This is a genomic window from Dyadobacter subterraneus (assembly GCF_015221875.1).
Classification (GTDB): Bacteria; Bacteroidota; Bacteroidia; order Cytophagales; family Spirosomataceae; genus Dyadobacter; species Dyadobacter subterraneus.
Genome location: NZ_JACYGY010000002.1, coordinates 629525 through 642289, shown reverse-complemented (window position 1 = coordinate 642289; position 12765 = coordinate 629525). Strand labels below are relative to the sequence as shown.

The window sequence follows — 12765 nt, the reverse complement described above, 5'->3', positions numbered from 1 at the left end:
AAAATAAAAAACAAATCCTCCGGTTTAAATATTAAACTCAACGTCGTGAAAAATAAATTACTTTTTGTTCTCCTAATCAGCATGTTAGCGTCTTGCAAGGAAAAGGATAATTGTACTACAACCCGGACAAGGCTCCGGAGTGTTCCGGTTATTCATTCGTTCGCAGAGATTCGTGATAGTATTGCCGTGCTGCCTGCCCGGGAAATGCACGATCCAGGTAAGATTTGTTTCCAGGACAACCTTCTTTTTGTGACTGAGATTAGAAAAGGTGTTCACGTTATTGACAACAGGGATCCTGAGAATCCTGTCTTCCTGTCTTTTATCCGGATTCCGGGAAATGGAGATATAGTCATTTATCAGAACAGGCTTTATGCAGACAGTTATTCTGATTTAATATCATTTGATATTACCAATGTTGCAACTATAAAAGAAGTTGAGCATGCAAATCAGGTATTTAAGTCCGGATGGTTTAATGGAAAATGGTGGAATGTGCAGGATGGAGGTCTGGATTTTGGTGAGACAACCAAGAAATATGTCACAGAAATCGTCAGTTGTAATGAGCCAGAGGAACCGACCTACGCTGTTGATACCTTACCAAGCAGTTACATGGATCATGCAAAAACGGCTCCAAGATTTGCCATTCAGGATAAATACCTCTATACCGTTAATCATGAAGTGCTTGGCATATTCGATTTGGAGAAAACTCCGAAATTGAAATCAACAAATTCAGCCATCATTGGCTCGACTAATTTTTCTCTTGCTTCTTTTCAAAATAAACTAATTCTGGAGTACAACTATTATATGTGGATTTTTGACAATTCGAATCCATTGGTCCCACGAATGGTTTCCGTCATGGATAGCGTTAATTTTTGTGATAAAATAGTTGTACAGAATGACATTGCGTATGTTTCGCAACGAACAGGAACAATTTGCGGAGGAACAAAAAACGAACTCAAACTTTTTAATGTCAGTGATATCAGCGCTCCAAGATTGATTAATAAATTCCCAATGGACGGACCGCGTGCATTAAGCGTGGATTTTCCAATTCTTTACGTCTGTGAAGGTACAAGTGGATTTAAAGTTTTTGATGTCAGTGATACAGCAGCAATTGATCAGCATTTACTTTCCCATGAAAAAGATATTCAGGCAAATAATGTGTTCGCCAGGGGAAAAGATGTTTTTGTCACAGCCACGGATGGCTTGTACCAACTGGATGCTTCGGATCCGAAAGACCTTCGCCGACTCAGTAAGATACCTTTTAAGAAAATATAATTACAGATTATTTTTTAGTTTGACCGGCAATCGCAAACTGTTTTACTGGCGGGTTTTTATCAAAAACTTCGACATTTTTAATAAACATCGCTTCTCCTCTGTGATACCAGTTTCTGAATTTTTCGGACTGGTCAATATGATGTGGAAGATAATCCAGCAGCACAGAAAGATTGAAGCTTTTGGAAGTAACACCTGCGCCGGAAATAACACCATCCAGCGCGTTACATTCCTGTTCGTAATGATTTGGAACGGGCACCATCATCACTGGTTTTCCAAGATACATGGCTTCACAAACTGATTCAAATCCGGCAGTTGTTACCAGCGCGCGGCAGCTTGCCAGCATGGAAAGATATTTCTGGCTGTTGATTCTGTGAAACGCAAGTGTTTCGTCAATTTGATGTTCATCCGGAACGTCTGCCTTGTCCCAAAAGCATTGCAGACGTATCTCCGGATGCTTCAGGTGCCATGCTATAATTTGCTCGCTCAAACTATGATGGGTCATGTACACCAGGAAAAAATCTTCTTTCAAAGGATATAAATCCCGTACTTCTTGTCTCAAAAGTGGTGGCACCACAATGAGTTTTTCGTCAGGCAGTGATTCCATTTCCCGGAACGACAAAGCGAGCCGTTGATTTGCTTTCCAGGAAGCAGCTTTGGAATTAAGGTTGATCAGAATGCGGCTGATGCCGCTGTTTTTGGGAGAAGTAAAATCAGGATGAAGAATTAAATATTGATGCGCGACGCAGATCATCGGTATTTTGGTACCGTATAACACATTGTAGAGGCCGCTGTATGTTTCATAAAAACTAATAATCAGATCCGGCTGAATTTCGCGGATCGTCTGGTGTATATAGCGTAAACTTTTTATGTATTGCGGAAGATGTGTGACAAGGCCCAGCAAAGTCCTTTTGACATTCATTCCACCGCCGTTGTAGGCAATACTGGGTGCATTAAAATAATAAACCTGTGAATGAATTTGTTCTTCAAAAAAGGAAGGAATGAGCCGCCCGACCGCACTGCCAACCATTGCGCCAACAATGTCATGACCAGCTCCCCGAAGGATCTGGCTCATGGATATGGCCTGCGTCAGGTGTCCCCTTCCTTCACCCTGAACCAAAAACAAAATCTTCATAAGCCGTATTAAATAATCCGTCTCTTATCCTGTCCCAGAACTATTCCTGTAAAAGCAACCTGTTTGTCTACCGTCGGAAAGCTGTCGATTCTGCTCGATCGAACTTCTTTTTGTTCCGCAGGTTTTTCGTCAAAATGCTGCTGATTATAATAAATCAGATTCCAGTTTCCTTCAAAATCTTCAACCAGCGCGCTTAGTGTTTCAACCCAGTCGCCGGAATTCATGTACATAATTCCATCAATTTCCCGGATTGCCGGGTGATGGATATGTCCGCAGATAACGCCGTCGCAATCACGTGAACGGGCAAGTTCAGTCAGTTTTTCTTCAAAATCCGACATATAATTTACTGCCAGCTTCACCGACTGTTTTATTTTTTGGGAAAGAGAATAGTATTGCAATCCTCTCCATGCGCGGTATTTATTATAAAATTTATTTATCCAAAGCAAAAACGTATAACCAATATCGCCCAGATAAGCCAGCCACTTCAGATTCGTTGTGATGGAATCAAAAACATCACCATGCGTTACATAAAACCGTTTGTCACCAGAATTCAGAACATAATCTTTTCTGATCTGGAAATGTTTTCCTAAACGCAATGGTATAATCTGGTCAAGAAAATCGTCGTGATTTCCACGGATGTAGATCACCTTGGTTTTATTTTCCTCAATCATTTTCAATACCCGTTTGAAGAACATGGTATGCTTCCGTTTCCAGACACCATATTTTTTCAACTGCCAGGCATCAATAATATCACCATTCAGAATAAGCTTTTTGCAAGAATAGCTTTTTAGAAAATTGGTAACTTCTTCTGCCTTGGAACCACCTGCTCCGAGGTGTAAGTCAGAAATGATAATTGTTCGGAAATGAGTTGTTTCTCCCATGTTACAAATATTCTCATTTCATGTTACCTGGATATTACTTACAGGTTATCAGTAGATTAAGATTTTAGATAAACTAGTTCTACAAACTTGTCGTAGAATTTAAATAATAATAATTCTAAGTATAATAATGGTAAATAAAGGATTATCTATATTTGGACACAACAAACTCACCCGCCCATGAAAAGACTATTATTGATTTTAACATTGATAAGCTATCAGGCTGTAAGTCAGATGGTTTATCAGCCAAGTGATGTAGATACCCAAGCCATGCCGGCAGGAGGTGCTGGTTTACTCAACCAGTTTATTGCGTCTAATGTTCAGATTCCTTTTCGATCTTCTGTGAAAGGAGTTGATGGAAAAGTTTTTGTCAAAGGAGTTGTTGAACGAAACGGAACGATGTCGGGATTTGAGATAATAAAAGGCATTGATTCACTTTGCGATAAGGAGGCAATCCGTGTAATGAGTCTCTACAAAGCCTGGAAACCGGCTGTTTTGAAAAATGAAAAAGTACGGCAAACCGTTGTTTATCATTTATCCTTCAAGTCTCCGGCCCTCACAAATTTCGACAGCAGCAGCTGGAGTTTTATCCATTATTACAATGATAAATATGTCGTTGTAACAGATCCCGGACAATACCGATATCGCAGTATTATCCCGCTGGATGAAAAAGGAATTGTTAAAAGTGATATTCTCTACGAAGAATTAAAGGCTGGAAAATGGAAGCAGATTTCTTCCATTCCATTTAAAAGAAAGGAGCTTTGGTATAATGTACATGGAGAAATTGGTGTCGATTCAGTAAGGGCCTATCAACTGTCTGCCGAAGATAATTATGAGACAAACTATGTGCCTTATCTGACATTTCAAATGGATGGAAAGCTGTTGTCTTACATCGAATATTTTTCACTTGGAAAAATGGCGATTAAAAAGTCTTACTATTTGAGCGGAATGCTGAAAGAAATGGAAACGTTTTCTGACAGCAGCAGTATTAACGTCACTTATTATGACAATGGACAGCTGAGAAGTGTTATTGAAAATCCAAAACGAAGTCCGGAATATTTTAAAGACGGCAAAACCTTTAGTGCCTGGGATTATGACGGCACGCAAAAGGTTAAAAATGGAAATGGCTGGTGGAAATATACTTCGACCGTTACAGAAGGAAGTAAAAAGATTTTGGTTGAGGAAGGTGAATTTACTTCCGGATCTAAAAATGGAAAATGGATTGGTAAACTTGCAGATAACACGGTTTATTACACAGAAATTTATAATGCAGGAAAGTTGTTAGAGGGAGCGTCGTTTGTGAATGGAGAGAAAATTACTTATCAAAACAAAGCTTTACAGGCACAGTTTAAGGGTGGCGTTACAGAGCTTTACCGATTTCTTGGAACCAATATAATTTATCCGCCGGACGCTGCCAAAATGGGAATTTCGGGCAGGGTTTTTATTTCGTTTGTGGTCTGTGAAGACGGAAGTTTATGTGATTATAAACTTGAAAAAGGTGTCCGTGATGATATTGACCGGGAAGCGTTGCGAGTTGTGAAAAGAATGAGTGGTAAATGGCAGCCAGGGGAAATACGCGGTCAGAAGGTTCGGGTTAAGTATAATTTGCCTGTGAATTTTGCGCTTCAATAAAGCTTTTGAAATTACACTTTTTCAAAGTTTATACGATTTACACACCTATCCATTTAGCCATGAAATCATTCATTTTAATATTAACTCTTTTGAGTTTTCCGGCTTTAAGCCAACAAATCTATCAGGTTAATGAAGTCGAAAAAGCTGCTGAACCTTCTGGCGGTGTTGCCTTTCTAAACCAGTTCATCACCGCAAATATTCAGATTCCGATTAAGTTAGCTGCGAAAGGAATGAACGCACGTGTTTTTGTTAAAGGTGTTATAGAGACAGACGGAAGCATGTCGGGATTTGAAATTCTCAGATCATTGAATAAAGAAAGTGACGCTGAGGCCATTCGTCTTTTGACTTTGTATAAAGCATGGAAGCCAGGTCTAGTTAAAGAAAAACCGGTTAGGCAAGCAGTCGTTTTTCCGGTTATATTCAGGACAAATCCTATGCCGGAATATGACAGCACGCAAAACGCGTTAATTGAATATTTTGATAAGAATAATGTTGAAACAACTAACCCTGAGAAATTTAAATTTAGAAATGTTATTCCGGTTGATGAGCGTGGATTTGTCAGTGGTGATATTTTATTTCAGGAATTACGTTTAGGCAATTGGAAAACAAATTTGAGCCTGCCGTTTGAAAAGAAGGAAATCTGGGCAAAAGTATCGGGGCAGACAAAGACGGATTCGGTAAAAGCATACAGTATTTCAGCCAAGTCAGGCAATTTCGCCGATGCTTTTGAAGAGGTAATTATACAGCCAGACGGAAAACTTCTTTCACATGCACATTATCCGGGTGGTGGACGACCGCCGTCATCAGGGAAATATTATTTTGTAAGTGGTGTGCTTAAAGAAGAACAGATCGCAGGCGACAGTATCGTAAAAATGATTAACTGGTATGAAAACGGACAACTTCAAAGTGTTGTTGAGCTGTCGAACAAAAAAAGCACATTGATTAAAAATGTTTGGGAAAAGGATGGTTCACAAATTGTAAAGGACGGAAATGGGTGGGCTAAGATTAAAGGTAGTTCTTTTAATCAAAGAGCGATTTATGAACAGGGAAACGTTGTGAACGAACGGAAATCGGGAAGATGGGTAGGGAAATTTGCTGACAGCACTTTGGCTTATGAAGAGTTTTTCAAAGAAGGTACTCTGGAAAATGGAACTTCTTATTTTGACGGAGAAAAAGTAAATTATGAAAGCGACTTCATTTTAGAACCGCAATTTAAAGGTGGAAAAAACAAGATGTTTCAATTTCTTGGAGAAAATTTAAGGCCTGCCCAAGCTGTTCCAATAGCAAAAGGAAAGGTGATCCTGTCTTTCGTCGTACGGGAGGACGGGCATTTAGGAGACTATAAAATTGAGCAAAGTTTAGGTAAAAGTTTTGACGATGAAGTGATACGTGTTGTCAAAAGAATGGATGGGCAGTGGGAGGCGGGAATGTTAAGAGGCCGAAAAATAAGTGTGAGATATAGACTGCCGGTTAATTTTGAGTAAAACTTTTTTACCACTCATCCCATCCCAAAGCCAATCGAAAGCTTTGGGATTTTTTTGTACCAATTTATATTGGAATATGCTTTTCATTTGATAACATTGTGATATCATTTTACTATCACAATTACGCTATGAAGGAAAAAGAATTACGTTCAATATCAGGCTTTTTGCTATTTGCAATCGGCTTGATCATGTTGTTTGGTGGGATCATTTTTTGTATCGTCGACGGCCGCCCTAATTTTGGGATTCTGATTTCAATCATCGGATTTATTATCCTGATCGGTCTGACGGTAATTAACCCGAATGAAGCTGTGGTGACTACTTTTTTTGGGGATTATATGGGAACGATGAAACAAAGCGGTCTGCGTTGGGTTAATCCATTTTTCCGCAGAAAAAAGATTAGCCTTCGCGCAAGAAACTTAAACGGCCAGAAGTTAAAGGTTAACGACAAACTGGGTAACCCGATTGAAATTGCAGCCGTAGTAGTTTGGCGCGTAGGTGACACCGCCAAGGCATCGTTTGAAGTGGATGATTATACAAAATATGTGGAAATCCAGTCGGAAGCTGCCGTACGTCATTTGGCTGGTGTTTATGCCTACGATACGATGGAAGCGGAAGAAGTGGAAATTCCGGAATTTACATTGCGTGACGGGAGTGGAAAAATCAACGAAATGCTTGAAGCTGAGCTGACTGAAAGATTGAGTAGGGCTGGAGTCGATGTTCTCGAGGCACGTATTAGTCACCTTGCTTATGCACCGGAAATTGCCGGCGCTATGTTGCAGCGTCAGCAGGCTTCTGCGGTTGTGGCTGCCCGCCGCCAGATTGTTAACGGCGCCGTTGGAATGGTGGATATGGCTTTGGCAATGCTTTCGGAAAAAGGAATTGTAAACCTGGATGAAGAACGAAAAGCGGCGATGGTTTGTAATTTATTAGTCGTTTTATGTGGTGAAAAATCAGTCACACCCGTATTGAACGCCGGAACTTTGTATCCTTGATATGGCAGAAAAAAAAGCGTTCGTTTTACGGATCAATCCTGAAATGCTGAAAGAGCTTGAAGCCTGGGCACAACAGGATTTCAGAAGTCTGAACGGACAAATCGAATACCTGCTAAGTGACGCGTTGAAAAAACAGAAGCGTTCACGAGGCAAGGAAATAAAAACAGATCCTGAGGAAGGAATCAGTTGATATTCAGTAGTGTGGTAAGCAGGTTTTGGTGAGGCAACTTTACCAAAACTTGCTTATTATTATTGTATTATGACCTGCACATGGGATTTTGCAAAGCAAAGTGTTAAAATTGCAGTAGCAATTGTTCGTATAATATTTATTTCATACCCAATCCAAATGAAGCATTTGATCAAAGCACTAGTCTTTGTAATTATCTCCTCCCCTTTGTTTGCGCAAATCCCGGCTAATTTTCAGTGGTTACCTGATGGCAGTGGTTACAGAGACGTAGCAGAAGGTGAAATTTTTGAAATTAAACTTCCTGGTAATGAGCCAAGAACAATTGTTTCAAAACAACAACTTACGCCCAAAGGCTCGGATAAAAATTTATCGGTTCGTAGTTATACTTTCAATGACGCCGGGACGAAGGTTTTGATCTACACAAATTCAAAAAGAGTTTGGAGAAGAGATACCCGCGGCGATTACTGGGTTTTGGATCTGGCAACGAACAATCTTAAACAGCTTGGAAAGGGCCGTCCTGAATCGTCATTAATGTTCGCAAAATTTTCTCCGGACGGGAAAAAAGTAGCTTATGTCAGCAAACACAATATTTATTCGGAAGATCTGGCTACGGGTGTGATCAAACAAGTTACGCTGGACGGAACAGACCGTGTGATCAACGGAACATTTGACTGGGTTTACGAAGAGGAATTTGATTGTCGCGATGGATTCCGGTGGAGTCCGGATAGCAAAACAATTGCTTACTGGCAATTAGATGCCCGTAAAATCCGTAATTTTCTGATGATCAATACAACAGATTCAATTTATTCTTATACGATTCCGGTTGAGTATCCGAAAGTAGGACAAACGCCATCGCCTTATAAAATTGGTGTGGTTGACGTAGTTACTGCCAAAACAAAATGGATGAATATTCCGGGCGATCCTCAGAATACATACGTTCCGCGTATGGAATGGGCAGGAAGTGCTAATGAGCTGGTAATTCAACAGTTGAACCGGAAACAGAATGTTAGTACTTTGTTTTATATAAATACAAAAGATGGTGTTTCAAAATCCTTTTTCACAGAAACCGACAAAGCGTGGATCGATATCAAAAGCCGCTGGGCTGATGGAAATGAAGGCTGGGACTGGATTGATGGAGGAAAAGAATTTGTTTGGGTTAGTGAGAAAGATGGATGGAGACATGCATATCGTGTAAGTCGTGACGGAAAAAAAGAAACCTTGATCACCACCGGAAAGTATGATGTGATCACCCCGGTTTTGATTGACGAGAAAAATAACGCTTATTATTTTACAGCTTCACCAGATAACGCAACGCAGGAATATTTGTACCGCGCTTCACTGGATGGAAAAGGCGAACCCCAGCGTTTATCTCCGGCAGATCAGGCAGGTACGCACAGTTATGAGATTTCTCCTTTGGCAAAATATGCGACACACAGTTTTTCCAACGCGCACTTGCCTCCAATGATGGAATGGATTACGTTACCAGATCACAAAGCAGTCGATCCAAATAATTCGATCAGTGAGAAAATGATGCGTATCCGTCCGGCTGCGATGAATATTGAATTTTTCAAAATAAAAACTGCCGAAAATATTGAAGTGGATGGCTGGATGGTAAAGCCGGATAATTTTGATCCTGCAAAAAAATATCCAATCGTATTTATGGTCTATGGTGAGCCTGCGTCAAGCACGGTTCATGATAGTTACGGAACAGGTAGAAACCGTCTTTACACAGGAAGTATGGCTAAGGATGGGTATATCTATGCCTCTGTCGATAACCGCGGAACTCCTTCGCCAAAAGGAAGTGCATGGAGAAAATCGATTTATCGCAATATTGGAACAATCAACATCAACGATATCGCCGGTGCAGCGACATCGATGTTTAAGCAATATGCATTTATTGATACAAGCCGTGTAGCCGTGCACGGATGGAGCGGTGGTGGTTCTTCTACTTTGAATCTTTTGTTTAAATATCCAAAGATATTCAAAACCGGAATTGCTGTGGCAGCCGTTGGAAATCAGCTGACTTATGATAACATTTATCAGGAACGTTACATGGGAATTCCACAGGAAAATCTTGAAGATTTTGTCAAGGGATCACCAATAACAAATGCTAAAAATCTGGAAGGAAATTTGTTGTACATCCACGGAACAGGTGATGATAATGTGCATTACCAAAATGCGGAAATGCTTGTCAATGAATTGATCAAGTACAACAAAGTGTTCCAGTTTATGCCGTATCCAAACCGCTCACACGGGATTTTTGAAGGGGAAGGAACATCTCTGCATTTGAGAACATTGTTCACGGATTATTTGAAAAAGAATTGCCCTCCGGGTGCGAGGTGATATTTTGAAAAGTAAAAAAAAAGCCCGGCATTATCTTGCCGGACTTTTTTTTAGAACAATTCTAGCGGATTGATGTTAAGAAATTCCTGCCAGGGCAGTCCTGTATCTCCGATCAAATAAATTTTCCTGGGTTGAAATTGTTTTTGAAAGGCTGCCATTCCTGACGACGATTGTTTCGCCCCACTTTTGACTTCAATACCGACTACCTGATTTTTATATTCAAGTACAAAATCAATTTCCCGGTCCCGTTCCCGCCAATAATATACCTTATAATTTTCAGAAATAGAATTGTTAAGCAAATGCGCCCCGATTGCAGATTCGACGATTCTTCCCCATTCTGACGGGTTAGATCGTATTTGCTGAAAATTTTCCGCCCGTTGTGCACTAATCAACGCGGTATTATGGACCTGGAATTTAGGACTGGAAGATTTTTTTCTGATGATATCGGCAGCATATTTTTCGAATCCGGCCAGTAATCCAGCGGTGTCAAGAAGGCTCAGATAATGAGAAAGGGTTGTTGTATTTCCGGCATCCTGCAATTGCCCCATAATTTTTGTGAACGACAAAATCTGGCCGGAATAATGGCATCCTAATTCAAAAAGTACTTTCATCAATGCTGGTTTTGCGACCCGGGAGAGCATTAATATATCACGGTTAATACTCGTTTCAATCAGCGAATTGGTAACATATGACTTCCACCGTTTTTCATCGTCTATTAATTCTGCTGAGCCGGGGTATCCTCCAAACCATGCATACTGATCTGGCGACCAGTTAAAAGCAACAAACATTTCTTCATAAGACCAATGTCCCATATATGTTGTCTCAAATCTGCCAGCCAAGGATTCTGTCAGTCCCTGTTGCAGAAGCAACCGGGATGATCCGAGAAGAATTACTTTGATATTATTTTGTTCACGCGTATCGGCATCCCAAAGAGCCTTAACTTTTTCACTCCAGTTATTAACCTTCTGAATTTCGTCAATTATTAAAAGAAACTCGTTTTCAGAAGATGTTTTTATTTTGAGCCGGGCAATTTCCCATTGCTGTTCAAGCCAGGACGAGTCGGCGATAAGAACTGCGTCAGCCGAAACGAAATGGGTATTGACAGTTAATCTTTGGATTAATTGGGTGATTAAGGTAGTTTTTCCAACTTGGCGAGGGCCCATTAATACCTGAATGAACCTGCGAGGTTCATTCATTCGGTATATAAGTGATTTTAAATAAAGTCGTTCGTACATAAAATACAATTTGCTCAGTGTGTTGAGTAAATTTACGCAATACATTGAGCAAATTGTAACATTCTTATTTATTTCCCATAAAGTTTTTTTGCAGCCACTTCATATTTATCCCCTGCAATCCATTGAGGAGCTGTTTTACGATCTGCAACTAAACGAGCCGTGTACGTATAAGCCTGACAAAATTTCAATAAATAATTAAAATCGACAGTCTCTGGATTATCAGAAACCTGGTGGTAATTTTTCATGATATCACCATTGAATTCCTTGAAACCAGGTGTAAATGTTGGTGCTGGAATTCCTTCTTTCGCAAAACTTACATTGTCAGAACGGTCAAATAATCCTTGTTCGGGCGACGGATCGGCAAATACACCAAGTCCAAAAGCTTTACTGGCGGTTTCAATTTCCGTTTTTACACTTGTACGATTTAAACCCATCACAGAAACGATGGTCGTGTCATTATACCCCGCCCCATCTGAGTTAAGGTTGAAGATACATTTGTTCAGCGGTAACAAAGGGTGCGCCACATAGAACTTACCACCTAATAGTCCAACTTCCTCAGCAGTCAAAGCCACGATCAAAACAGAACGTTTGGGAGGATTTTTTGCCAACGCTTCTGCTGCTGTGAGTAAAGCTACGGTACCAAATGCATTGTCACGGGCTCCGTTGAAAATACTGTCTTCCGGCGTATAAGTTTGTCCGCCTTGCTTTCCTACACCCACATGATCATAATGCGCTGACAGAAGAATATATTCGCTTTTCAAAGTCGGATCCGTTCCCTGAATATATCCGGCCACATTATAGCTGTTCACCAATTGGCTTTTTCTGCCAGTTGTTTTAAAGGTTACTGTTTGAACGCCACGTAAAGCACGCGTTATTTTCGCCTCTTTTCCGTTCACCCAGGCGTGTGGGATGGCTTTCCTGGAAGCATCTTTCGCATCTGCCAAAGCCATTTTTTCGCCTGCGAAATAGCGGTTTACCATATTCCATGGCATCGGAGCATTGAACAATTCTATAACAGCTACTGCGCCTTTTTCAGCGGCCAGTTTTCTTTTTTCTGTTGAAGAAGCGATAATTTCAGAAGGCGTTTGTACATCCGGTGTTCCGCTTTGCAGCAAAACAATTTTACCTTTTACATCCAAACCTTTATAATCATCCCAGCCCTTGTCGGCATTTTCAAGACCGAAACTTGCATAAACCAAAGGAGCCGTGATGTCCGTTGCCTCGCCATTCATCAAAATCCAGTCTTCCCCGCTTTTCAACTTTTCTTCGCCGGCAATGATTTCTCCTCCGCCATTCGCTCCCGTTTTTTCAAAAGGAACTTTTTGGTAGTAGGTTGATGTACCAGAAGCCGTATTTCCCGGAACGGGCACAAGTCCTAATTTTCTCAATTGCTCTGCGATATACCTTGCTGCCACAAGATTTCCCTGTTCGCCAGTCCGACGACCTAAAAGCTCATCAGCAGCCAAAAATCTCATATGTGCTTCGGTTTCTGATTTTTTGATTGAGAATTCGGGTGGTAAAAGTGCTTTCTTTTGAGAGAAAGCGGTGATATTGAGAAGTAAAGTACAGGAAAGGAACAGGAGAGTTGATTTTTTCATATTGCGATTAAT

10 protein-coding genes are annotated in these 12765 nt (G+C 40.6%); 6 read left to right on the top strand and 4 right to left on the bottom strand.

Annotated features, from left to right (window positions below):
• Positions 1-45: 45 nt before the first annotated feature.
• Positions 46-1272 carry an LVIVD repeat-containing protein gene (locus tag IEE83_RS28070; protein WP_194124070.1) on the top strand — a complete coding sequence of 409 codons (1227 nt, stop codon included), beginning with the start codon at positions 46-48 and terminating at the stop codon, positions 1270-1272.
• 7 nt (positions 1273-1279) lie between these two features.
• Here IEE83_RS28070 and IEE83_RS28065 read toward each other — a convergent pair whose 3' ends face one another.
• Together IEE83_RS28065 and IEE83_RS28060 are read right to left on the bottom strand one after the other, a co-directional pair.
• A complete protein-coding gene (locus IEE83_RS28065; RefSeq protein ID WP_194124069.1) occupies positions 1280-2404 on the bottom strand; it encodes a glycosyltransferase family protein in 1125 nt (374 codons plus the stop codon).
• Between the two features lie 8 nt (positions 2405-2412).
• Positions 2413-3285: a UDP-2,3-diacylglucosamine diphosphatase gene (locus IEE83_RS28060; protein ID WP_194124068.1), complete on the bottom strand. Its 873-nt coding sequence runs from the start codon at positions 3283-3285 to the stop codon at positions 2413-2415.
• A gap of 177 nt (positions 3286-3462) precedes the next feature.
• On the opposite strand from IEE83_RS28060, the gene IEE83_RS28055 reads away from it, so the two are divergent.
• From IEE83_RS28055 to IEE83_RS28035, 5 genes are all read left to right on the top strand, one after another.
• A complete protein-coding gene (locus IEE83_RS28055; protein WP_194124067.1) occupies positions 3463-4914 on the top strand; it encodes an energy transducer TonB in 1452 nt (483 codons plus the stop codon).
• Between the two features lie 59 nt (positions 4915-4973).
• Positions 4974-6398, top strand: a complete 1425-nt coding sequence (locus IEE83_RS28050) for an energy transducer TonB (RefSeq protein WP_194124066.1) — start codon at positions 4974-4976, stop codon at positions 6396-6398.
• 128 nt (positions 6399-6526) lie between these two features.
• The gene (locus tag IEE83_RS28045; protein ID WP_194124065.1) at positions 6527-7390 is read left to right on the top strand and encodes an SPFH domain-containing protein; all 864 of its coding nucleotides are present in this window, start codon (positions 6527-6529) and stop codon (positions 7388-7390) included.
• A 1-nt stretch (position 7391) separates the two neighbouring features.
• On the top strand, positions 7392-7580 hold the full coding sequence (locus IEE83_RS28040) for a type II toxin-antitoxin system antitoxin (protein WP_194124064.1): 189 nt from the start codon (positions 7392-7394) through the stop codon (positions 7578-7580).
• A gap of 156 nt (positions 7581-7736) precedes the next feature.
• Complete coding sequence (locus IEE83_RS28035; protein ID WP_194124063.1) at positions 7737-9920, top strand: S9 family peptidase; 2184 nt, start codon at positions 7737-7739, stop codon at positions 9918-9920.
• Positions 9921-9970: 50 nt separating this feature from the next.
• Here IEE83_RS28035 and IEE83_RS28030 read toward each other — a convergent pair whose 3' ends face one another.
• The gene (locus tag IEE83_RS28030) at positions 9971-11116 is read right to left on the bottom strand and encodes an ATP-binding protein (protein ID WP_228102107.1); all 1146 of its coding nucleotides are present in this window, start codon (positions 11114-11116) and stop codon (positions 9971-9973) included.
• A gap of 107 nt (positions 11117-11223) precedes the next feature.
• A complete protein-coding gene (locus IEE83_RS28025; RefSeq protein WP_194124061.1) occupies positions 11224-12753 on the bottom strand; it encodes a M28 family peptidase in 1530 nt (509 codons plus the stop codon).
• Between the last annotated feature and the right edge of the window lie 12 nt (positions 12754-12765).

Excerpts from the sequence above, each read along its gene's own strand:
- IEE83_RS28065 (WP_194124069.1), bottom strand. The coding sequence starts at position 2,404 with ATGAAGATTTTGTTTTTGGTTCAGGGTGAAGGAAGGGGACACCTGACG.
- IEE83_RS28060 (WP_194124068.1), bottom strand. The coding sequence starts at position 3,285 with ATGGGAGAAACAACTCATTTCCGAACAATTATCATTTCTGACTTACAC.
- IEE83_RS28055 (WP_194124067.1), top strand. The coding sequence starts at position 3,463 with ATGAAAAGACTATTATTGATTTTAACATTGATAAGCTATCAGGCTGTA.
- IEE83_RS28050 (WP_194124066.1), top strand. The coding sequence starts at position 4,974 with ATGAAATCATTCATTTTAATATTAACTCTTTTGAGTTTTCCGGCTTTA.
- IEE83_RS28045 (WP_194124065.1), top strand. The coding sequence starts at position 6,527 with ATGAAGGAAAAAGAATTACGTTCAATATCAGGCTTTTTGCTATTTGCA.
- IEE83_RS28040 (WP_194124064.1), top strand. The coding sequence starts at position 7,392 with ATGGCAGAAAAAAAAGCGTTCGTTTTACGGATCAATCCTGAAATGCTG.
- IEE83_RS28035 (WP_194124063.1), top strand. The coding sequence starts at position 7,737 with ATGAAGCATTTGATCAAAGCACTAGTCTTTGTAATTATCTCCTCCCCT.
- IEE83_RS28030 (WP_228102107.1), bottom strand. The coding sequence starts at position 11,116 with ATGAATGAACCTCGCAGGTTCATTCAGGTATTAATGGGCCCTCGCCAA.
- IEE83_RS28025 (WP_194124061.1), bottom strand. The coding sequence starts at position 12,753 with ATGAAAAAATCAACTCTCCTGTTCCTTTCCTGTACTTTACTTCTCAAT.